Source organism: Paraburkholderia sp. 32 (assembly GCF_050435345.1).
Classification (GTDB): Bacteria; Pseudomonadota; Gammaproteobacteria; order Burkholderiales; family Burkholderiaceae; genus Paraburkholderia; species Paraburkholderia tuberum.
Genome location: NZ_JBNDKD010000003.1, coordinates 2,243,917 through 2,265,537 on the forward strand (window position 1 = coordinate 2,243,917; position 21,621 = coordinate 2,265,537).

At 65.9% G+C, this 21,621-nt stretch carries 21 protein-coding genes; 5 read left to right on the forward strand and 16 right to left on the reverse strand.

Translation table 11 applies throughout. The features are described 5' to 3' along the window. Positions 1 to 118 precede the first annotated feature (118 nt). From OKW26_RS33210 to flgB, 10 genes are all read right to left on the reverse strand, one after another. Complete coding sequence (locus tag OKW26_RS33210; protein WP_184065917.1) at positions 119 to 892, reverse strand: flagellar brake protein; 774 nt, start codon at positions 890 to 892, stop codon at positions 119 to 121. Positions 893 to 1,246: 354 nt separating this feature from the next. After that, positions 1,247 to 2,263 (reverse strand): flagellar assembly peptidoglycan hydrolase FlgJ, encoded by a 1,017-nt coding sequence (flgJ, locus tag OKW26_RS33215; RefSeq protein WP_429356303.1) that lies wholly within the window; start codon positions 2,261 to 2,263, stop codon positions 1,247 to 1,249. 12 nt (positions 2,264 to 2,275) lie between these two features. Next, positions 2,276 to 3,445, reverse strand: a complete 1,170-nt coding sequence (locus tag OKW26_RS33220; RefSeq protein WP_026225507.1) for a flagellar basal body P-ring protein FlgI — start codon at positions 3,443 to 3,445, stop codon at positions 2,276 to 2,278. Positions 3,446 to 3,447: 2 nt separating this feature from the next. Beyond that, positions 3,448 to 4,146: a flagellar basal body L-ring protein FlgH gene (flgH, locus tag OKW26_RS33225; protein ID WP_184066049.1), complete on the reverse strand. Its 699-nt coding sequence runs from the start codon at positions 4,144 to 4,146 to the stop codon at positions 3,448 to 3,450. A gap of 29 nt (positions 4,147 to 4,175) precedes the next feature. After that, positions 4,176 to 4,964 carry a flagellar basal-body rod protein FlgG gene (flgG, locus tag OKW26_RS33230; RefSeq protein WP_429356304.1) on the reverse strand — a complete coding sequence of 263 codons (789 nt, stop codon included), beginning with the start codon at positions 4,962 to 4,964 and terminating at the stop codon, positions 4,176 to 4,178. 104 nt (positions 4,965 to 5,068) lie between these two features. Then, complete coding sequence (flgF, locus tag OKW26_RS33235; protein WP_184065937.1) at positions 5,069 to 5,827, reverse strand: flagellar basal-body rod protein FlgF; 759 nt, start codon at positions 5,825 to 5,827, stop codon at positions 5,069 to 5,071. A 17-nt stretch (positions 5,828 to 5,844) separates the two neighbouring features. Further along, the gene (locus tag OKW26_RS33240) at positions 5,845 to 7,374 is read right to left on the reverse strand and encodes a flagellar hook-basal body complex protein (RefSeq protein WP_429356305.1); all 1,530 of its coding nucleotides are present in this window, start codon (positions 7,372 to 7,374) and stop codon (positions 5,845 to 5,847) included. A gap of 43 nt (positions 7,375 to 7,417) precedes the next feature. Further along, positions 7,418 to 8,152 carry a flagellar hook assembly protein FlgD gene (locus tag OKW26_RS33245; RefSeq protein WP_184065943.1) on the reverse strand — a complete coding sequence of 245 codons (735 nt, stop codon included), beginning with the start codon at positions 8,150 to 8,152 and terminating at the stop codon, positions 7,418 to 7,420. A gap of 10 nt (positions 8,153 to 8,162) precedes the next feature. Continuing rightward, a complete protein-coding gene (gene flgC, locus OKW26_RS33250) occupies positions 8,163 to 8,588 on the reverse strand; it encodes a flagellar basal body rod protein FlgC (protein WP_026225509.1) in 426 nt (141 codons plus the stop codon). A gap of 128 nt (positions 8,589 to 8,716) precedes the next feature. Continuing rightward, complete coding sequence (flgB, locus tag OKW26_RS33255) at positions 8,717 to 9,217, reverse strand: flagellar basal body rod protein FlgB (RefSeq protein ID WP_090802505.1); 501 nt, start codon at positions 9,215 to 9,217, stop codon at positions 8,717 to 8,719. Between the two features lie 218 nt (positions 9,218 to 9,435). Between flgB and flgA the strand changes: the two genes are divergently transcribed. The 5 genes from flgA to OKW26_RS33280 all read left to right on the forward strand — a co-directional run bounded on the left by flgA (position 9,436) and on the right by OKW26_RS33280 (position 12,869). Beyond that, positions 9,436 to 10,911 carry a flagellar basal body P-ring formation chaperone FlgA gene (flgA, locus tag OKW26_RS33260; RefSeq protein ID WP_429356306.1) on the forward strand — a complete coding sequence of 492 codons (1,476 nt, stop codon included), beginning with the start codon at positions 9,436 to 9,438 and terminating at the stop codon, positions 10,909 to 10,911. A 177-nt stretch (positions 10,912 to 11,088) separates the two neighbouring features. Then, positions 11,089 to 11,448: a flagellar biosynthesis anti-sigma factor FlgM gene (flgM, locus tag OKW26_RS33265; RefSeq protein ID WP_429356307.1), complete on the forward strand. Its 360-nt coding sequence runs from the start codon at positions 11,089 to 11,091 to the stop codon at positions 11,446 to 11,448. A gap of 94 nt (positions 11,449 to 11,542) precedes the next feature. Further along, positions 11,543 to 11,989, forward strand: coding sequence for a flagella synthesis protein FlgN (locus OKW26_RS33270; protein ID WP_429356308.1), 447 nt, complete (start codon positions 11,543 to 11,545; stop codon positions 11,987 to 11,989). 290 nt (positions 11,990 to 12,279) lie between these two features. Next, complete coding sequence (locus OKW26_RS33275) at positions 12,280 to 12,462, forward strand: type II toxin-antitoxin system HicA family toxin (RefSeq protein WP_013090886.1); 183 nt, start codon at positions 12,280 to 12,282, stop codon at positions 12,460 to 12,462. Continuing rightward, entirely contained in the window at positions 12,459 to 12,869 is a 411-nt protein-coding gene (locus OKW26_RS33280) for a type II toxin-antitoxin system HicB family antitoxin (RefSeq protein ID WP_187613875.1), read from the forward strand. Before OKW26_RS33275 ends, OKW26_RS33280 begins: the two co-directional genes overlap by 4 nt. A gap of 93 nt (positions 12,870 to 12,962) precedes the next feature. On the opposite strand, the gene OKW26_RS33285 is transcribed toward OKW26_RS33280, so the two are convergent. The 6 genes from OKW26_RS33285 to OKW26_RS33310 form a co-directional block, all read right to left on the reverse strand. Next, positions 12,963 to 13,697, reverse strand: a complete 735-nt coding sequence (locus OKW26_RS33285) for an RNA polymerase sigma factor FliA (protein WP_090802497.1) — start codon at positions 13,695 to 13,697, stop codon at positions 12,963 to 12,965. Positions 13,698 to 13,727: 30 nt separating this feature from the next. After that, a complete protein-coding gene (locus OKW26_RS33290; protein WP_187613876.1) occupies positions 13,728 to 14,597 on the reverse strand; it encodes a MinD/ParA family ATP-binding protein in 870 nt (289 codons plus the stop codon). After that, a complete protein-coding gene (flhF, locus tag OKW26_RS33295) occupies positions 14,590 to 16,539 on the reverse strand; it encodes a flagellar biosynthesis protein FlhF (RefSeq protein WP_184065961.1) in 1,950 nt (649 codons plus the stop codon). Before flhF ends, OKW26_RS33290 begins: the two co-directional genes overlap by 8 nt. Positions 16,540 to 16,786: 247 nt before the next feature. Beyond that, positions 16,787 to 18,889, reverse strand: a complete 2,103-nt coding sequence (flhA, locus tag OKW26_RS33300) for a flagellar biosynthesis protein FlhA (protein WP_187615278.1) — start codon at positions 18,887 to 18,889, stop codon at positions 16,787 to 16,789. Further along, positions 18,886 to 20,121, reverse strand: a complete 1,236-nt coding sequence (flhB, locus tag OKW26_RS33305; protein WP_429356309.1) for a flagellar biosynthesis protein FlhB — start codon at positions 20,119 to 20,121, stop codon at positions 18,886 to 18,888. Before flhB ends, flhA begins: the two co-directional genes overlap by 4 nt. A 175-nt stretch (positions 20,122 to 20,296) precedes the next feature. Beyond that, a complete protein-coding gene (locus OKW26_RS33310; RefSeq protein WP_429356310.1) occupies positions 20,297 to 21,619 on the reverse strand; it encodes a DUF3443 domain-containing protein in 1,323 nt (440 codons plus the stop codon). Between the last annotated feature and the right edge of the window lie 2 nt (positions 21,620 to 21,621).

Genomic DNA, 21,621 nt, shown 5'->3' on the forward strand with positions numbered 1-21,621 from the left:
GTTTGCGCGACGTTGCCGCGCTGTTGCCTCCGACGCGAGTGCAACGTTTGCTTCGTCGGCCAAAGCGTTCGCGCGGTGCCGGGCGTCGCGCGCACGGCACCGCGCGTTGGCTCGCCGCTCAGCGCGCCAGCGAGCGGCGCTTCATTTCGAGCTGCGTGATCAGCCGCTGCAGCGTGTTTTCCGCGCTGCCCGGCAGCGACAGGAAACGGAAGCCGAGCTGATAGCGCTGCGTGCCGTTCGGCAGCGCGAGCGAGCGATGCGACACGAGCTGCAGATCGAGCGACAGACGGCCGAGCGCGCCGAGCGTGAGCTCGCAGTCCATCAGGCGCGCGCCCATCGGCAGCGCGGCGACGCGCAGGTCGGTCGTGCGCATCCCGACGCCGCCGAGCGACAGGTCGTGCACCTCGAAGCGGAACGTGTCGCCCTCGGGCAGGCGGCCCGTACACATGAACGGGTCGAGAATCGGCGCGGCGACGCGGAAGTACTCGCGGCGCTGCACGTAGAACAGCACCTCGGGGAAGTCGGCCTCGAACGCCGGCATTCCCTCGAAGCGCGTCTCGCGTGGCGTCGGGGTCGTGAACTCGACGCGCACGCCGTCGGGCGACGCGTGGAACTGGCAGCGCGGCGCGTTGAGCAGCCCCTTGTTCTGATCGGCGAGCGCGCCCCAATCGAAGGTGAAGGTGCGCTCGCGCACGTCGACGTCGAGCAGGCGCGTGACGATCTGCCCGCCCGCATATTCGACGGTGAGGAAATCGCCGCGATTGACGATATTGCGCAGCTGCACGCCGATTTCCAGCGGATTGCGGCGGCCGAAATCGGAAGCGCTCTCGTTTTGCGGGACGTGCGGCTGACCGTTCGTGTCAGTCAGGCCGTTCGACTGGTTCATATCCATGGGCTTGCCGGTAAGCATGTTCTTGCGGGCACGTGCCAGGGCCTAGCCATGGACTCTGAGGGTCTTCATGCAAAGCCGCAACACACGCGTTCGACCGGACCTTACAGCGCTATTCCGGTATCGGGTCTAACTCGTTAGCGGCAGCATCGAGCCAAAATTTAGGGGCTCAATTTAAATATTCGCCGGAAAATTTCGCGCAAACGTTAAAAGCGTATCTGCCCTATTTTCCGCGACCTTGCTCGCCCCGGACCCTGCGGAGCTTTTTACCGATGCCGGTTTTTCTGCTGCTTTTATCGCCGCTTTTACCGACACCTTTAAAACCGCTTTGATGCCCGTCGCGTGCGTTATTTTTAATCAGCCCATTTTCTGCATGATCGACAGCAGCTTTTTCGCGTAATGCGGATCGGTTGCATAACCGGCGCGCTGCATGCCGTTCGCAAAACCGTTCACGTCGCGCGACGAATTGATCACCTGCGCGTAACGCGGATTGCTCTTCAACATGCTCGCGTAATCGGTCATCGCTTCCTGGTACGAGTCGTACGCGCGGAATTTCTCGACCGTGCGCTGCGGCTTGCCGTTCACATACTCGGTCGTGACCGTCGACACGGTCTTGCCGGTCCAGTCGTTGCCCGCCTTGATGCCGAACACGTTGTGGCTCGTCGAGCCGTCGGCCTTCTTGATCTCGCTCTTGCCCCAGCCCGATTCGAGCGCGGCCTGACCGATGATGAAGCGCGCCGGAATGCCGGTCGCCGCGCTCGCGGCCTGCGCCGGCGTGGCGAGCTTGTCGACGAAGGCGTCGACCTTCGACGAGCTGCCGTCGCCGCGCACCGGCGGCGTCAGCGCGCTATTGGCCGAGTAGGCGCGGCCGAGCCCGAGCTGACCGTTGGCCTGGGCGTTGCCGTAGGCACGCGCGAGCGCGTTGAGCGCCGCGCTCTGGCCTTCATCGCCGCCGCTAGCGCCGCCGCTAGCGCCGCCGAGCGCGTTGGCCATGCCGGCGAGACCACCCGCCGCGCCCGCGCCGTTCGCGCCACCCACCTGCATGCCCTGGTTGCGCATCAGTTGCTTGAGCATCGCGTCGGCGACGCCGATGCCCTTCTTCGACAGCTGCTGCGCCATCTGCTGATCCATCATCGACGTGAACGTCGCCGTGTCGTGCGAATCGAACGGACCGTCCTGCGGCGTTGCATCGCGCATGCTCTTCAACATCATCTGCGTGAACACGGCGTCGAACTGCTGCGCGGCCATCTTCATGCCGGCTTGCGGCGAGGCCTTCGCCTGCGCGCTGAGTGCGCCGAAGCCCTGCACGTCGAGCGCGAACCGGCTGGTCAGATCGTTGGCGGAGTTGGCGCTATTGGTCGTATCGGAATTCATCTCGCGTGCTCCTTAGATGATTTCAAGGTCGGCGCGCAATGCGCCGGCTGCTTTCATGGCCTGCAGGATCGACATCAGATCCGCGGGCGTCGCGCCGAGCGCGTTGAGCGCCTTCACCACTTCGGCGAGGTTCGCACCGGCGTTCACGAGTTTCAGCGAGCCGTTGTCCTGCTTCATCTGGATCTGCGACTGCTGCGCGACCACCGTGCGGCCGTTCGAGAACGCGCCCGGCTGGCTCACCACCGGCTGCGTATTGATCACGACCGACAGATTGCCGTGCGCGACCGCGCAGTTCTGCAGCGTGACCATCTGGTTCATCACGATCGAGCCGGTGCGGGCGTTCAGGATGACTTTCGCGGCGGCCTGCCCGGGCCGCACTTCGAGGTTCTGCAATTGCGCCATGAACGAGACCTGCTGCTGCGGATCGGCCGGCGCGCGCAGCTGGATCGTGCGGCCGTCGAGCGCGGTCGCGGTGCCGCTGCCGAACGCGTTGTCGATCGCCGCGACGACGCGCTGCGTGGTGTCGTAGTCCATGTCGTTCAGGTCGAGCTGCATGGTGCCCGCCTGCGACACCGCCGTCGGCACCGAGCGCTCGACGATCGCGCCGCTGGTGATGCGCCCCGCGGCGAGCTGGTTGACCTGCACCCTGCTGCCGTTCGCGCTCGCGCCCGCGCCGCCCACGGCGACGTTGCCCTGGCCGAGCGCATACACCTGGCCGTCGGCGCCCTTCAGCGGCGTGAGCAGCAGCGTGCCGCCGCGCAGGCTTTTCGCATTGCCGAGCGACGACACCGTGATGTCGATCGCTTCGCCCGGCCGCGCGAACGGCGGCAGCACCGCGGTCACCATCACCGCGGCGACGTTCTTCAACTGGATGTTCGACAGCGACGACTGCGAGTTGCTGGAGCCCGCCGCCTGGTTGTTGATCGAGATGCCGAGGTTCGCGAGCATGTTCGCGAGCGTCTGCGTCGTGAACGGCGTCTGCGTGGTCTGGTCGCCGGTGCCGTCGAGGCCGACCACGAGGCCGTAGCCGATCAGCGGGTTGTCGCGCACGCCCTGGATCTGCACGAGGTCCTTCAGGCGCTCCGCGTGCGCCGGCGTCGCGGCCGGCAGTGCCGCGCAGGCGAGCGCGACGAACATCAGTGCGCGGCCCGCGCGCGACAGCGTGTTGAAGACGGTACCCATGATCACCACGGCGCCACGTTGAGGAAGAACCGCTGCAGCCAGCCCATGGTCTCCGCTTCGTTGATGTAACCCTTCGCGGAGTATTCGATTTTCGCGTCGGCGACCTGGGTTGAGTACACGGCGTTCAGACTCGAAATCGTGTTGGGATTCACGACACCGGAAAAGCGCACGAATTCATTACCCTGATTGATCAGCATCTGTTTCTCACCGCTCACGATCAGGTTGCCGTTCGCCTGCACGCCGGTCACGGTCACGGTGATCGTGCCGTTGAACGTATTCGACGCGTTCGCGCCGCCGGTGCCGGCAAAGCCGTTGGCGCCGGTCGCGTTCAGGTTGGTCTTGGCGAACAGGCCGCCGAGAAAGCCCGCGGTCGGCACGCTGAAGTTCGTGCTGCCGTTGCGGCTCGCATTCGCGCCCGAGTTCTTCGTCGCGTTGATGTTCTCGGCGATCACGATCGTGATGATGTCGCCTACGTTGCGTGGCCGCTGGTCTTCGAACAGCGGCCGACCCGCGTAGCCCGGGTTGTAGATCGAGCCCGGCGCCTGCGCCTGCGGCGGCAGCGGCGGCACCGCGTTCATCGGCTGCTGGGTGATCGGTTCCCTCGGCAGTTGGGCGCAGCCGCCGAGCGCGGCGAGCAGCGTGAGCTGCACGAGCGCCTCGGCCGTGCGCGAATGAACCGGAGTGCGAGTGGAGTGCGACATCATCGTTTACCGCCTTAAATTTCCAGTCCTCAAACCTGCATCTGGCTCAAGGTCTGCAGCATCTGGTCGGAGGTCGTCACGGCCTTGCTGTTGATTTCGTACGCGCGCTGCGTCTGGATCATGTTCACCAGTTCCTGCACGACGTTCACGTTCGACGCTTCCACGTAACCCTGGTTGAGCGTGCCCGCGCCGTTCAGACCCGGCTGCGACACGTTCGGCGCACCCGACGACGCCGTCTCCGAGAACAGGTTCTCGCCCTTGGCGTCGAGGCCGGCCGGGTTGATGAAGGTCGCGAGCTGCATCGTGCCGAGCTGCTGCGTATTGCTCGAGCCGGCCACGGTGATCGACACCGCGCCGTCGCTGCCGATCGTCAGCGAGGTGGCATTGGTCGGGATCGTGATCGCCGGAATCACCTGGTAGCCGCTCGACGTGACGAGCTGACCCTGCGCGTTGGTCTGGAACGAGCCGTCGCGCGTGTAGGCGGTCGTGCCGTCGGGCATCTGCACCTGGAAGAAGCCCCCGCCGTTGATCGCGACGTCCTTCGAGTTGCCGGTCTGCTGCAGGTTGCCCTGCGTGTACAGACGCTCGGTCGCGACCTGTTGCACGCCGGTGCCGAGCTGGATGCCGGACGGCAGTTCGGTTTGCTGCGTCGAGTTCGCGCCCGGCTGGCGGATGGTCTGGTACAGCAGATCCTCGAACACCGCGCGCGAGCCCTTGAAGCCGTTGGTGCTGACGTTCGCGAGGTTGTTCGAGATCACGTCCATCTGCGCCTGTTGCGCATTCATGCCGGTGGCGGCGATATAGAGTGAGCGGTTCACTTATGGTTCTCCAATGTCGGGCGGAGTTGGCGCTTTAGCGCTTACTCCGGCCCCATGCAAAGCGGTCTCGGAGCGCGCCTCGTAGGGCGCCCCGCGGCAATCCGTTAACTGAAGCTGAGCAGCTGGTTGGCGGACTGATCGTTCTTGTCGGCGTTTTCCAGCAACTGCGTCTGCATCTGGAACTGGCGCGCGTTGGTGATCATCGAGACCATCGCGCTGACCGGATTCACGTTGCTGCCTTCGAGCGACGCCGGCGCGACCGTCACGGTCGGATCGGCGTCGGCGGGATTGCCGTCGGCGGTGCGAAACAGACCGTCATCGCCGCGCGTGAGCGACTGCGGATCGGGATTGACCAGCTTCAGCTGATCGACGGTGACCACAGCGGTGGGCGGATCGCCCGGCGTCAATGCCGACACCGTGCCGTCCTTGCCGATCGTGATCTGCGCGCCCGGCGGCACCGATACCGGCCCGCCGTTGCCGAGCACGACCTGATTGGTCGCGTTCACGAGCTGGCCGTTTTCGTCGATGTGCAGATTGCCCGCGCGCGTGTAGGCCTCGTTGCCGTCGGCGGTCTGCACCGACAGCCAGCCCGGCCCCTGAATCGCGACGTCGAGCGGATTGCCCGTCTGCTGGATCGGCCCCGGCGTGTAGTCGGCGCCCGGTGTCGACGACAGCACGAAGGTACGGGTCGTGTCGTCGTTGATCGCGCTGCCGTCGCCGAACGACATCGGCACGGCGCGGTAGGTTTCGAGCTGCGCGCGAAAGCCCGTGGTCGACGCGTTCGCGAGGTTGTTCGCGACGATCGCCTGCTGTTCGAGCGCCTGCGCGCTGCCCGACATCGCGGTGTAGATCAGCCGATCCATGAAGAACTCCTGTTCGCTTACAGGTTGATCAGGGTCTGGTCGACGGCCTGCTGGGTCTTGATCGTCTGCGCGTTCGCCTGATAGTTGCGTTGCGCGGTGATCAGGTTGACCAGCTCGTTCGTCAGATCGACGTTCGAGTTCTCGACCGCGCCGCCTTGCAGCACGCCGTGATTGGTCGATCCCGGCGTCGAGATCTGCGCGACGCCCGAGGCAGCCGTCTGGCCGTACTCGTTGTTGCCGAGGTCGACGAGGCCGTTCTGGTTCGAGAAGTTCGCGAGCACGATCTGGCCGAGCGCCGCGGTCTGCCCGTTCGAGTAGTTGCCCGTCAGCGTGCCGTCGGAGCCGACCGTGAAGCCGGTGAGCTGGCCGGCCGCGAAGCCGTCGGTCTGCAGGCTGTTCACGCCGTCCTTGCCGCCGTACTGCGTCGTCGTGCCGATGTTCAGCGTGAGGTTCTGCGGCGTCGACGAACCATCGGCGGTCGGGATCGAGAAAGTGAAGCCGCCGAGCGTAGCGGTGGCAACGTACGTCGCGGGCGTGGTGGCCGGAACGGCAGGCTGGGTCGTGCTGACCAGCTTGCCCGACGAATTGAAGGTCGCCTGGCCGACCAGCGACGCCGTGCCGGTCGAGGTGCCCGCGTAGACGTTCCACGTGCCGGCACCGGTCTTGGCGAAATACATGTTGACCGTCTGCGAGCCGCCGAGCGAATCGTAGGCCGTCGTGCTGGTCGAGTAGTTGTAGGTCGTCGAGTCGTTCTGGTTGAACGCAGTCGGCGTTGGCGCGACGGTGTAGGCGGTGGTAGCCGACGGTGTGCCGGTGAACGTCACGCTCTGGCCATTGCCGAGCGTGATCGCCGTGCCGGCCGTGTAGGTGCCGGAAACCGGCGCGGTGTTAGCCGTAGTGTCGGTAACCGTGTAACCACCGGCGCCGTCGAAGGTGATCGAGTAGGTGTCGTTGTTAGTGTTCGCGGTCGCGTCGGTGATCGTCGCGCCGGTCGTTGTCAGCGCCGTGCCGCCGGTGTTAGTCACCGTCGGCGCACTCAGCATGATGTTGTCCTGCGCGTTCAGGTTCAGGCCCGCGGCGATCGAGGTGGTCGCCTGCGGCGCTATGTTCGCGGTCGGCACCTGCAGCGGCACGGTCTGCGCGGTGTTGATGATGCCCGAGCTATTGGCCGCGTAGCCCATCAGATCGAGGCCCTGCGCGTTCGTGATGAAGCCGTTCTTGTCGAGCTGAAACACGCCGTTGCGCGAATAGGTCAGCGTGCCGTTGTTCGACATCTGGAAGAAGCCGTTGCCGTTGATCGCGACGTTCAGTGCCTGGTTCGTCGTGGTGAGCGTGCCTTGCGAGAACTGCTGCTGCACTTCGGACAGTTGCGTGCCGATCCCGATCTGCTGGCTCGTCGCGGTGGCGATCGAGTTCGCGTACATATCGGCGAATTCGGCGGTGCCGCTCTTGAAGCCGACCGTGTTGGCGTTGGCGATGTTGTTGCCGATCACGTCGAGATCGCTCGACGACGCCGACAGACCGCTCAAACCTTGTTGGTAACCCATGACGTGCTCCGTGTCTGGAAAGTCGTAACTGAATTGATCTGAATCAGAGGATCGCTGCGACGCCGGTCAGGTCGACCGTCGAGCCGTTCGACAGCACGAGGCCCGGCGTGCCGCTGCTCTGCTGGACGACGCTTTCCACCGTCGCGCCGGTGAGCGTGGTAGCCGTCGCCTGCTGGCCGTTGATCGTGCCTGTCGCGGTGATCGTGTAGGTGCCGTCGGCGAGCGTGTTGCCCGCCGAATCGGTCGGCGTCCAGCCAACCGGAATCGTGCCGGCCGACTGCTTGCCGAGATCGAGCGTGTTGACGATCGTGCCGGCCGAGTTCTTCACGACGATCTGCAGGTCGCTGACGGAGTTCGCGAGCGTGACGCCGAACTCGTTCGTCTTGCCGCTCGCCACGGTGATCGAGTTGCCCGGTGCGAGCACGGTCGAACCGATCAGCAACGCGGCCTGCGACTGCTGGCCCGCCGACAGCTGCGTCGACAGCGAGGAGAGCGACGTATTGAGCTGGCTGATGCCCTGCACCGTGCTGATCTCGGCGAGCTGCGAGGTCATCTGCGAGCTGTCCATCGGATTGGTCGGGTCCTGGTTCTGCATTTGCGCGACGAGCAGCTGCAGAAAGGTGTTCTGCAGGTCCGCCGCCGACGTGCCCGACGTGCTGCTCGACGTGCTGCTCGTCGAGCTGGTCGCGCTCGAGCTGCTGCTCGTGCCGTTCATCGTGTCGAGCAGCGTCTGCGAAACGGTCGTGCCGCTGCCGCCGATCGTGGTGTTGGTGGTCAAGGCTCTCTCCTCAGGTTCCGATCGTGAGCGTTTTCAGCATCAGGGTTTTGGCGGTGTTCAGTGTTTCGACGTTGGCCTGGTACGAGCGCGAGGCCGAGATCATGTTGACCATCTCCTGCACCGGGTCGACGTTGGGCAGCGTCACGTAGCCGTTCGCGTCGGCGGCCGGATTGCCGGGCTCGTACGCGGTCTTCATCGGCGACGGATCGTCGACCACGCCCGTCACCTGCACGCCGCCGACCTGCTGGCCGGAGCGTGTGCGCGCGCCGCCGAGCGGGCTCACCGCGAACACGACCTGCTTGGCCTTGTACGGCTGACCGTCGGGGCCCGTCGTGCTGTCCGCGTTGGCCAGGTTCGACGCCGTCACGTTGAGCCGCTCCGACTGCGCCGACATCGCGGAACCCGCGACACCAAAAATGTTCATCAGGGATGGCATGTTTCCTGACCTCTCCTGCCGGTTCGCACCGGCTTTACGTTAAGTCCCGTAGCGTTTCTGTTCGTGCGTGCATGCTGCCTGTGTTCAGCTGCTATGCGCCCTGCCTGGGTGCCGTGCTCGTGCCCGGCTTACGACGAGCCCGACGTGATCGCCGACAGCATCGTCTTGATCTGGTTCGACACGACCGTCATACCCGACTCGAAGTGCACCGTGTTGTCGGCGAACTGCACGCGCTCGGTGTCGACGTCGACCGTGTTGCCGTCGAGCGCCGGCTGCAGCGGAATCCGGTATTGCAGGTTGCCGTAATCGTCGGGGCTGCCGCCCGTCGCCGTCAGCGTGGCCTTGCCGCTCATGTGGCCGGCCTCGGTCGTGTTCATCGACATGCCGCTCGTCACGCCCGCGGGTTGCGTCATCGCGAGCGTCGAGCTGTTCGATGCGCCTTGGCCCGCGGTGCTGCCGCCCGTCTTCTTCAGCGCGCCGGCGAGCGACGACGCGAAGTCGATATCGCGCGCCTTGTAGCCGGGCGTGTCGGCGTTCGCGATATTCGACGACAGCAGTTCCTGCCGGTATGCGCGCACATCCATCGCCTGCCGGCCGAATGCGAATTCGGCATCGAGCTTGTCCAGCATCGGAATCTCCCGAGAACGTTTCCAAGGCCGTCCCGTGTGCGCATCGTGAGAGACACGCGGCGGGCGCGAAGGCCTTTTTGCATGTGATGCATCTTATGGGCCGCGCGCAAGCGGCAATCGGACGAATAACCGGGAAAGGGGGCTTCTATTCAACGTTTGCGCGAAAGCGGCGCTCACTAGAATGCAAGGCGTACCGATGCATTCGATGGAGACCCGCGATGGACCAGCCCACCAACACCTTGCCGCAGCCGGCGAGCGGCACGACGATGCGTCGCGTGGGGGGTGGCCGGGTCGATGAACGGGGCGATGGTTCGGAGGGCGCGCTCGCCCAGCCGGTGCCGCGCTCTTTCTCGCGTTGCCTTGCGCATTGCCTGACGCGGGCGGCCGTCAACGTCGCGGTATGGGTTGCGGGCGGCATCGTGTTGCTGCCGGCCACGACCCAGGCGCAGGACGCGGGCGGCCCGATCGTGATTGCCGGGCCCGCCGAGAAAAATCCCGCCGCGCTGAACGATCTCGCGCAACGGATTCAGACGCCGGCGCAGCGCAGCGCGGCGGCGGCGTCGCTCGCGGCGGCGACCGCACAGTCGCTCGGCCGCGCGAGCGGGTCGCGCGACACCGATACGTTCGGGCGTGCCGCGAGCGCAAGCGGCGCGATCGTCATTCCGGGCGCGGGCGAGCCCGCTGCCGCCGCGCCGGCCATCATCCGCACCAACTTCAAACCGGACGCCAACGGCGTCGTGACGATTCCGCCGGCGGCCAGCACCGGGGCGTCGGGCGTCGCGCGCGTCAATGTCGAAGCGGGCCCGGCCGCCAGCGTCGCGAATCAGCGCGTGGTCGCGGCCAATGCGCCGCAAGGCGACGGTTTCGACAGTCTCGCTGCGCGCGGCGAGCCACCCGAGTTCGGCGCGAATGGCAAGCCGATCGCGGCCGCTGCGGCGCAGCCGGCGCATCCCGGGATCGCGAGAACACCCGCGACGTCGCCTGGCTCGCGCCAAGCGGCGGCCGTCATTGCACAGAGAACGCCGCAGACCGCTACCGCCGCGACGGCTGCGCAAGCCGCGCCGCTGCCAGGCCAGCAGGACCCGGAAGCGATTCACGCGAGCGCGCTCGCGTTCCTGCAACAGCAGGCCGTCGGCCTGCCCGGCAAGGCCGACATCACTGTCGCGTCCGCGTTTCCGCGCGGCCTCGCCGCGTGCACGTCGCTCGAACCGTTCATGCCGACCGGCGCGCGCCTGTGGGGCCGGCTGACGGTCGGCGTGCGCTGCGCGGGCGAGCGGCCGTGGACCATCTATCTGCAGGCGCGCATCTCGCTGCATGCGACCTACTACCTCGCCGCCCGCGCGATGGCGCCGGGCGAAGTCCTCACGGCCGCCGACCTCGTCGCGCGCGAAGGCGACCTGACCGGCCTGCCGCAGGCGATCGTCACCGACCCGTCGCAGGCGGTCGGCTCGGTCTCGCTCGTGCGGATCGCGGGCGGCATGCCGCTGCGCCGCGACATGCTGAAGAGCGCGTCGGCGGTGGTGTTCGGCCAGACCGTGCGGGTCATCGCGGCCGGCGACGGTTTCTCGATCTCGTCCGAGGGCAGCGCGATGAACAACGCGTCGCCGGGCCAGCAGGTGCGCGTGAAGACCGCCAACGGCCAGATCATCTCCGGCATCGTCAAGGACGGCGGCACGGTGGAGATCCAGATGTGAGCGGGCTGGTGGCAACGAGCACCGTCGAAACGGGTGGCGCCCCGGTGGCCAGGGCAGACGGACGGGGATTGAAAGGGGTAGATGGCCACCTGGCGGCGAGCCGGGTGTCGAGCGATTGCGCTAAAGTTTTGATCAGCGGTTGCCGTTATCAGGATCAAATCGTTAGGGAAGCCAATCGTGAAAGTCGATCCCACCACCTCTTCAAATCTGCCGTCCTTGAAAGACGCTTTGTCCCGTTCGCAGCAGAGCGACGAAGCCACGCCGGCAGCCAGCACCACCCAGGGCGCGACGAGCACGGCCGCGCCGGCCGCGAGCAGCGCGTCGAGCGAAACGAGCGTGAGCCTGTCGGGTCTGTCGCAGCATCTGCGCAGCCTCGCGGCCTCCGGCTCGGCCGACATCGACACCGCGCACGTCGAGTCGATCAAACAGGCGATCAAGGACGGCAAGCTGCAGATCGACTCCGGCAAGATCGCCGACGGCGTGCTGCAGACGGCGCGCGACCTGTTGCAGAACAAAACCTCGTCGACCGGCAACTGATCGGCATTTCGCCGCGCGGTGATCTGCCGGGCGGCGTCCGACCAACCCGGTTCGCGCGCCGTTCGCGAGCCAGTGTGCGTAGCGAGTTGTTGATATGAAAGAAGCCCTCGTTGCTACCCTGATCGAAGAATATTCGACCGTCGAGGCATTCGCCTCGATCCTCACTCTCGAAACCAAAGCGCTGACGGCGGTCTCGCCGCTGGAGCAGTTGCCGGCGATCGTCGAGAAAAAAACCGAGCTGATCGGCGTGCTCGCGAGGCTCGAAGCCGCGCGCGACTCGCATCTGGCCGAACTCGGCTTTCCGACCGGCTGGTCCGGCATGGAGCTCGCGGCCAGCACCGACGCGCGCGTCGCGACGCAATGGAAGCTGCTGCAGAAAGCCGCGGATCGCGCGCGGCGCGTCAACACCAACAACGGCGAGCTGATCCGCGTGCGGATGGACTACAACGAGCGCGCGCTAAAGGCGCTGCAAGTCAACGTGCCGCGCAAGACGAATCTGTACGGGCCGGATGGACGAGTTCCGGTTTATTCGGGACTTTGATCGGCCCGCCTGCCCGGCCTGCAATCGAGCAATACACGAAATGAATGAAAAAGCCCGTCATTGACGGGCTTTTTCGTTTTCCGCCGCCGCTTTTCCACCCACTTCCCTGTCCGTTCCGCGCTGCGTTAGCCGTTCGGCTAGCTGGCGCTAGTCCACCTCGTCACGTTGAAATGGTGACTTCGTTCGAGCTTTCGCCAACGCCGCGGCTTCGACGCGGCCGCAATTCGACGGGCGGAAGCTTGTTTGCTCGTTAGTTTGTGTAGGCGTGTGTATAATGGAGGGTATGATGTATGAACAGTGCCGAGGTCGTCAAATTGATTCAAGCGAATGGCTGGCAGCTCGTCCGCATAGCGGGCAGTCACCATCATTTCAGGCACGCGGGAAAACGGGGGCTCGTGACCGTCCCGCATCCGAAAAAAGATTTGCCGGCCGGCACCCTGAACAGCATTCTGAAACAGGCGGGGCTCAAATGAAGCATCTGATCTTTCCGATCGCCATCGAACCCGGAGACAACACGCACGCGTTCGGCGTCGTGGTGCCCGATATTCCAGGCTGCTACTCCGCGGGCGACACGCTCGAACAAGCGTATGTGAACGCGAAACAGGCAATCGAATCGCATCTCGAAACCTTGCTCGACGAAGGGCTGCCGCTGCCCGAGCCTCTCACGCTAGGCGAGCATCGGCGCAATCCCGAGTTCGCGGGGTTCACATGGGGTTTCGTGACGACGCGCAATATTCCGGCGTTGAAGAAGGCGGTTCGCATCAACATCTCGCTGCCCGAGGTGCTGGTGCAGGAGATCGACGCGTATGCGCAGGCGCGCGGTATGTCGCGCTCGGCGTTTCTCGCGCTCGCCGCCGAGCATGAGATGGCGAACGCCTGAGCAACGGCAGGCGGCACAGGCGCGCATCGGCATCGGCGCACCGCCGCATCTGAAGGCGGCGTTTGAAAAACGGCGTGCGGCGCCGCGGTGGCGTCAGTTCGCTTCGGCGTTCGCCCAGGCCATTTCGCGCAGTCGGGCGCGCAGGCGTGCCACGGCCTGGCTATGCAACTGGCACACGCGCGATTCGCTGACTTCCATCACCGCGCCGATCTCGCGCAGATTCATGCCGCGCTCGTAGTAGAGCGACATCAGCAGCTTCTCGCGCTCCGGCAAGCGGTCGATCGCTTCGATGAGCGCCGAGCGCAGGCTGTCGTCGAGCAGCGCCGAGAGCGGATCGGAATGATCGACGCAGTAGCGGTCCAGAAAAGGTTCGTCGTCGGCGGAGCGGTCGAAGTCTTCGTAGTAGATCAGCTGGCTGCCATGCAGGTCCTGCAGCATCGACTGATATTCGTCGAGCGGCATTTGCAGGTGCTCGGCGACCTCCGCCTCGCTCGCCGAGCGGCCGAGGTTCTGCTCCACCTTGTGCACCGCGGATTCCACTTCGCGCGACGTGCGGCGCAGGCTGCGCGGCAGCCAGTCGTTGCTGCGCAACTCGTCGAGCATCGCGCCGCGAATCCGCTGGCTGGCATAGGTCTCGAACTGCGCGCCCTGGTCTTCCTTGTAGCGGCCGGCGGCATCCAGCAAACCGATCATGCCGGCCTGGATCAGGTCGTCGAGATCGACGCTCGCCGGCATTTTCGCGACAAGCTGCAAGCCGAGTCGACGCACGAGCGGTGCGTACTTCGTCAAAACTTCGGCCTGAGAAATCTTTCCCTGAGCGTTGTACATCGTGCTCCCCTTGTCCTTCGTGCACGCCTTTCAAGCGTGATGCGCGGACGGTTGGTCGGCGTGGTGCGCCGCTGTAACTGTCGCAGGCGCCCGCCAGGGCGTTTGCGACGACATCGCTGGCCGCATCGGCCAGTACTGCAATTCGGCGGCGAGATGGCGGAAGTCGCGCGCGGCCGGTGTCGACGGAAACGCGTCGACCACGCAGCGCGACAGCTCGAGTGCCCGTGCGATGCGCACGTCGGCCGCAATGCAGCCGGCGTTTTCCAACGCGACGGTCAGGTAACGGCCGGCCACGCCGGCGAGATTCGCGAACGCGGCTTGCGCGTCGTCGGCGCTTTGTACGTGATTCGCGAGCACGCGCAACTGCGCGATCGCGTGCGCGTAATGCAAACGCTTGATGCACGCATAGGCCTCGGTGATCGCCTCGCCCGACATGCGCGCGACGATCATCACGTCATGCGCCTGCTTGGCGAGCGGCGACAGATGCCCTTCGTCGTCGAGTTGCGCGTCGATCAGCACGATATCGGCCGAGCCTCCGAGCAGCACACCGAGTTCGGCCTCCGTATGCCCCTCGCGGTTGTTGCGCGAGGCGGACAGCACCGAAAAACCGAGCGCGTGACGCGCGGCGGCGAAATCGACCGGGCTCTCGCCGCGCATCACCGCCGCGAAGTTGCCCGCGCCGCGCAAGCCGCCAAGCATCGCGCTCACCGACTTCTCACCGACGCATTCGTCGATCACCAGCACGTCCTTGCCCTGCTGTGCGAGCGCCGCGGCGAGGTTGACCGCCACGGTCGTATTACCGACGCCCGACGACGCCCCCGCCAACGCGATCACGCGCGCGCCGCCGCGCCCGAGCAGCCGCCGCAACCCTTCGGCTTGATCCGAAACGAACTTATCCAAAGCGAACCTCGTGCAGCTCGGCCGTCGAACGTGCGGACAGCGAGGACAGCAAAGCGGGGATGTCGTCGTCGTGCGGCACGAACGGCGAGTTGTCGCGCGGAATGCAGAAGGTGCTCTTGATCAGGAATTTCTTGGTCGCGACGTAAAGGTTCTCCGGCACCTTCTGTCCGGTCGATACGTAATGCACCGGCAGCTTGTAGCGGATCACCGTATCGAGCACGCCGCCGAGGTTGGTCGCTTCGTCGAGCTTGGTCAGAATGCAGCCGGCGAGCGGCTGCTGGTCCGACGCGCGCTGATACGCCTGCACGACTTCGTTCAACGTGTCGCCGTGGCTCGTCGCGTTGAGCAGCAACAGACGCTGCACCGGCTGGCCGGCGCGGCTTAGCATCGCGATCTGGTCGGACACGAGCCGGTCGCGCTGGCTCATACCGATCGTGTCGATCAGCACGATGTGCTTGTTGCGCAACTCCGAGAGCGCGAGCTGCAGATCGGCGCTGTCCTTCACCGCATGCACCGAAACGCCGAGAATCTTGCCGAAGATGCGCAGCTGTTCATGACCGCCGATGCGGTAGCTGTCGGTCGTCAGCAGCGCCACCTTGCTCGCGCCGAAGCGCATCACGCAGCGCGCTGCGAGCTTCGCGGTGGTCGTCGTCTTGCCGACGCCGGTCGGCCCCATCAGCGCGAATACGCCGCCGCGCTCCATCAGCGCGTCTTCGTCCTCCATCACCGGCAGGTTCGACTCGAGCACCGAGCGCACCCAGTCCATGCCGCCGTCCATCGTGTCGACATCTTCGGGCAGGTTGTCGACCAGCATCTGCACGAGCTGCGCGGAAAAGCCGGCGGCGAACAGGTGCTTGGTGAGCGCGGCGCGTGCGGGACTGCGGCGCTGTCGATCGCCCCACAGCAGACCCGCGAAGTGCTCTTCCATCATGTCGCGCATCGACGACAGCTCGTTCATCACGGTGTCCTTGACGACCTGCTCCATGCGCCCCTTGATCGCTTCGGCGACGGCGGACGGCGTGCGGCTTTCGTCAGTAGCGGACGGCACGGGCGCGATCTTCTGAGCGGCGCGGCGCGCAGCGGCTTCGGCGGCTTCGCGCGCCCAGTCGGGCGTGTCGATCACCGGCGGCACGGCGGCCGGCCGCGCGTCGACTGCGCTGCCGAGGCCTTTGGCGGTCGCGACGGCGGGCGTCATCGCGGCGGGACGCGCGCTGTATTGGCCGCTCTGTTGCTGCTGCTCGGCCGCGAGGCGGCGCGCGTGATCGATGAGCCACGGATTCGACTCGGCCATCGTGCGCGGCGCGGCGGCTTCGCTCGATGCGTTAGCCGGCGGTACCGGCACGCCGGCAGCTTTCAGCAAATCCGCGCGGATGTCTTTCGACAGGCGCGCGGCCGCGGCGCGGGCGCTCGCGCCGGAAGGCGCGGCGGCAGCGGCGGGCGTGGCCGGTGCGTTGAACGATGTGGCCGCGCTGGACGCCGACTGGCTCACGGCGGGCGCTGCTTGATTCGCGGACATGCTGAGCGCCTGGCTGAGCGCCGAATTGAGCGCCGTCCTGTTCACCGAGCCGGCCATGAAATCCGCAGCCGCATTCGCCGGCTCGATCGCCGGCGTCGCTTCACCACCCGCTTCCGGGCTCGCGCCGAACACCGACGAAAACACGTCCGGCATTGCGCTCGCGTACGGATTCGTCGGCGCCGCGAACAAGCCGCGCGGGGCCAGCGTCGATGCCGCACCTGAGCCCGTGCCGAGCGCCGCGGCCTGCGCGCCTTCGCGCGCTTTCGGCGTGATCGCGGCGAGATCGCTATCGGCGAGCGCGACGATTTCGACGCTGCCGTCGTCCATCGTGCGATTCGACAGCACGACCGCATCGGGGCCAAGTGCTTCGCGAACGAGACGCAACGCATCGCGACTGGTAGCACCGACAAATTTACGAATGTTCAAGCTGGACCCCCGATGAGGTATACGGACTGACGGACCGGCAATACACCGCTTCCCATTGCGATCAATTATTGCGAAAGGCGTCGGGCGACGATCGATGGATAAAGACCGTTAAAGGTGGGTAATTCGCGCGATGGACACACGGCAGACGCATCGTTGGACGAGCCTGGGAGAGCCGTGCCAACGCAAACCGGCGCCCCATTGGAGCGCCGGTTGCGTTGTATCGACAGCCGCGGGCGAGCGACCTTCGTCAGCCGTGCGCGCCGATCAGATTGACCACCTTGACGTTGCGCGTATCGGGCACTTCCGCATACGAGAGCACCTTCAGCTGCGGCAGGCTGCGGCGCAGGAAGCGCGCGAGCATCGGCCGCAGTGCGTGCTGCACCAGCAGCACCGGAGCGAGGCCAAGGTTCTGCTGACGCGTCATCGCTTTCTGCGTTTCGGTGAGCAGCGTGTTCGCGAGACCCGGTTCGAGGCCCGGGTTCGGGCCGGTCGATAGCGCCTGCGACAGCACCCGTTCGAGGTTCGCGTCGAGGCCCATCACCTGCATGTCGGCGGTCCCGGGGAACCACTGCTGCGTGATCGCGCGGCCCAGCGCGAGCCGCACCGCGGCGGTGAGGTCGTGCGGGTCGGTGAGCTTGGTCGCGTGTTCGGCGAGCGCTTCGAGGATCGTGCGCATGTCGCGAATCGGCACGCCTTCTTCGAGCAGGTTCTGCAGCACCTTTTGCAGCGTGGTGAGCGGCAGCATCTTCGGCACCAGATCGTCGACGAGCGACGCCGTGTCCTTCTGCATCCGCTCGACCAGCGACTGCACCTCGCGGCGGCCGAGCAGCTCCGACGCGTGCGTGACGACGAGGTGATTCAGGTGCGTCGCGACCACCGTGCTCGAATCGACGACCGTGTAGCCGTATACCTGCGCCTGTTCGCGCAGATTCGTGTCGATCCAGATGGCGGGCAGGCCGAACGCCGGGTCCTGGGTCGGCGTGCCCGGCAGCGCGGCCGATACCTGGCCCGGGTTGATCGCGAGCCACTGGCCCGGATACGCCTCGCCCGAGCCGACCTCGACGCCCTTCAACGCGATCCGATAGCCGTTCGGCCGCAATTCGAGGTTGTCGCGGATATGAATGACCGGCGGCAAGAAGCCGATTTCCTGCGCGAACTTCTTGCGGATGCTCTTGATCCGCTTGAGCAGTTCGCCGTCCGAGTTCTTGTCGACGAGCGGAATCAGCCGGTAGCCGACTTCGAGGCCGAGCGTGTCGATCATCGTCACGTCGTCCCAGCTCGCCTCGGCGTTTTCGACCGGCGCCAGCGCGGCCGGCGCGACGTCGACGAGCGCCGGTGCGTTCTTGCGCTCCTCGGTGCGCTTCTTCATCGTGCGGCCGAGCTGGATCAGGCCGCCGCCGAGAATCAGGAACGCGAAGTGCGGCATGCCCGGGATCAGTCCCATCAGCACGAGAATGCAGCCGGTGATCATCAGCACGCGCGGGTTCGTGAACAGCTGGCCGGTCAGTTGCGTGCCGATGTCCTCGTTGGTCGCGACGCGCGAGACGATCACGCCGGCCGCCGTCGAAATCACCAGCGACGGAATCTGCGCGACGAGGCCGTCGCCGATCGTCAGCAGCGTGTAGTTCTTGCCCGCCGCGGCAAAACTCATGTCGTGCTGGACCATCCCGACGATCAGCCCGCCGATGATGTTGATCACCATGATCAGGAGGCCGGCGACCGCATCGCCTCGCACGAACTTGCTCGCGCCGTCCATCGAGCCGTAGAACTCGGCTTCCTGGGAGATCTCCTTGCGCCGCGTGCGAGCCTGCTCTTCGTTGATGAGGCCGGCGTTCAGATCGGCGTCGATCGCCATCTGCTTGCCGGGCATCGCGTCGAGCGTGAAGCGCGCGGACACTTCGGCGATCCGCCCCGCGCCCTTCGTGATCACCATGAAGTTGATCACCATCAGGATCACGAACACGACGATACCAACCGCGAAGTTGCCGCCCACGAGGAAGTGGCCGAACGACTCGATCACCTGACCGGCCGCATCGGGACCGGTATGGCCTTCGAGCAGCACGACCCGCGTCGAGGCGACGTTCAGCGACAGCCGCAGCAGCGTCGAGAACAGCAGCACGCTCGGGAACGCGGCGAAGTCGAGCGGCTTCATCGTGTACATGCTGACGAGCAGCACCATCACCGACAGCGCGATGTTGAACGTGAACAGCAGATCCAGCAGGAACGGCGGCAACGGCAAAATCATCATGCCGAGGATCATGCAGATCAGCACCGGCCCGGCGAGGGCGCGCAGGTTGGTGCTGCTCAGCGCATCCGAGCGTCGGGCGAGGAAACCGGCGCGAGCGTTCATGCGGAGGCTCCGTTGTGGTCGTCGCTAGTGGCGTCGTTGGCATTGTCGTCGGCCGGGTTCAGCGTGTTGGCGGCTTCCTCGGCGGCGTCCTCGTCCGCTACGCCGCCCTTGTCGAGTTCGGGCGGCACGTCGAGTTCGGTCGGCGCGACCGGCACGTCGCCGCCTTCGGCCTTGAAGCGGCGCAACTGATAGACCCACGCGAGCACTTCCGCGACCGCGCCATAGAGCGGCCCCGGAATCTCACGATTCAGATCGACGTTGTGATAGAGCGCACGCGCGAGCGGCGGCGCTTCGAGCAGCGGCACGTTGTTTTCGGTGGCGATCTCGCGAATCCGCGCGGCCACGAGGTTCACGCCCTTCGCGACCACCTTCGGCGCGCGCATCTCGCCGTCCGTATATTGCAGCGCGACCGCGAAGTGGGTCGGGTTGGTCACGACCACGTCGGCCTTCGGCACTTGCGCCATCATGCGGCGCCGCGCGATCGCGCGCTGCTGCTGGCGAATCTTGCCCTTGATGTGCGGATCGCCTTCGCTCTCGCGATGCTCACGCTTCACTTCTTCCTTCGTCATGCGCAGCTTCTTGTGGAACGACCACAGCTGGTACGGCACGTCGAGCGCGGCCACCGCGAACATGCCGGCCACCGTCATGCCGCAGCACACCGCGATCAGATGCACGGAGTTGGCGAGCGCGAGATTGAGCGGCTGCGTCGCGAGCGCGAGGAATTGCTCGTGGCGATTCCAGATCGCCGTGCCGCCGATCAACCCCACCACCAGCGTCTTCGCGAGCGACATGCCGAGCTGGATCGGTCCGTTGATCGAAAACATGCGGCCGAGGCCCTCGATCGGGTTCAGCCGGTTGAACTTCGGCTCGAGCCCCTTTGCCGACAGCAGCCAGCCGCCCAGCGCCATCGGTGCGAGCAGCGCGGCAAGTCCGGTGACGCCGAGTATCGGCACGAGCGCGTAGAGTCCTTCGCGACCCGCTGAGCCCGCGCCGATCAGCATGCGGCTGGTGTCGAACGCGCTCGCGTGGTTGAAGGTGAGCGACGCACGCAGCATGTTCTGCAAATGCTCGCCGATGCTGCCCGACATGCCCCATACGCCGTAGAACCCGGCCGCGAGCAGCGCGAAGGTCGACAGCTCCCGCGAACGCACGATCTGCCCCTCCTCGCGCGCCTTCTGCAGGCGCCGAGGGGTGGCGGATTCGGTTTTTTCGAGGTCGCTGTCCTCTGCCACAAAGCTCTCCAGTCGGCCGAGGCACGGCGCCTCTTTCCAGTGACAGCGATTATTCCTGCTCGACGCAAGCGCCGATCGGCGGATAAGGGCGGAGAAACGGGGGTATTTCGAAGGATGAGCGGACGGCTCGCGCGTCTGTCACGCAAGCCGTCCGGCATTGGATCGACGTGCGGCTTCAGTAGCCGACGAAGGGGGAGGGACCGCCGCTCGCGGTCTGATCGAGGTGGTAGTACACGTAGCGGCCGAAGAAGAACGGCAGACCGAGGTCGAAGCTGGCGTTGCCGCCGATCTGGCCGGCGAGCGTGTTGAACGCGTAGTTGCTGCCGTTGGCGAACAGCGTCTGCGCGTTCACGATGCCGATGCTCGCGGCCGCCGACACGTTGTTCTTCCCGACCAGCGTGACCGTGCGGGTCTGCGCCGACGACGGGCAATAGAAGCCCGCGAACTGGCTGCCGCACAGCGTGAGCGTGCTATCGCCGAAGAAATAGGCGTTCGAGCCGGAATCGAGGAACGCCTGGACGGTCGTGCCGTTGAAGGTGCTGTTGTTGAGGTCGCCGTATGGGTCGGTCGTGAATACCTGCGCAGCGGCAAGCGGGTTGTTCCCCTGCGTGCCGATGCCGAACACCAGCGTGCCGGTCGCCGACGCCTGCCCGGTGTTCGACACCGGTGCCATCTGTACGATCACGCCGTTGTTGTCGAGCGGGAAGTTCGCGACCGGATTGGCGATCTGTTGCGGAATCGGCACCGCGGTGCGCGTGCACGACGTGCCGTTCGGACAGGCGAAGTAGTTGCTGTAGGTCGCCGCGGTCGTCGTGTTCGCGCAGGTTGCGCCGCAATCGGTCGGCGCGGTGCCGATGCCGAGGATGCCGTTCGCGCCCAGATCGGCGGCCGTGTTTTCGGCCGGGCCGCTGCCGCAGCCGCTTGGTACCGTGCTCGCGGCCTTGTCGCCGATGATCTGCAGCGGGATGCTGCCGGTCGTCGTTTCACCGCCGATCGTCACGATCGCGGTACGCACCGAGCCCCACGTGTAACCGTCCGCGAACGTCGCGCACTCGGCGAGCTGCGCGGCGTTGCTGCCGATCGTGCTGACCGGCAGCGCGCCGAGCAGCGTCGAATTGAGCACTGAACTGACCACGCGCAGGCCAAACGAGCCGGTGTCGACCTGGATATTGTCGATGGTCTGACAGTTGCTGGTCGAGCCTGGCGCGCAGATCCTCACGCTGACGGTCGGGATGTTGATGACACCGGCCACGCCCCGGCCGACCGTGATCGGCACCGTGTTCGACGCGTTCGCGGAGATCGGCTGCTGGCTCGGGCTGGCCGGCAGCGAACCGCCGTTCAGTCCGTTCGATGTGCTGCCGCCATTGTTGGAACTGGAGTTGTTGTCGCTACCGCCGCCTCCGCCTCCGCCGCAGGCGACGAGCGTCGCCGTGAGCAGCACGGCAAGCGCGGCCTGCATCCAGCTTTTGATGTTCGCGGTCGTGAGCATGGTTCGCATCG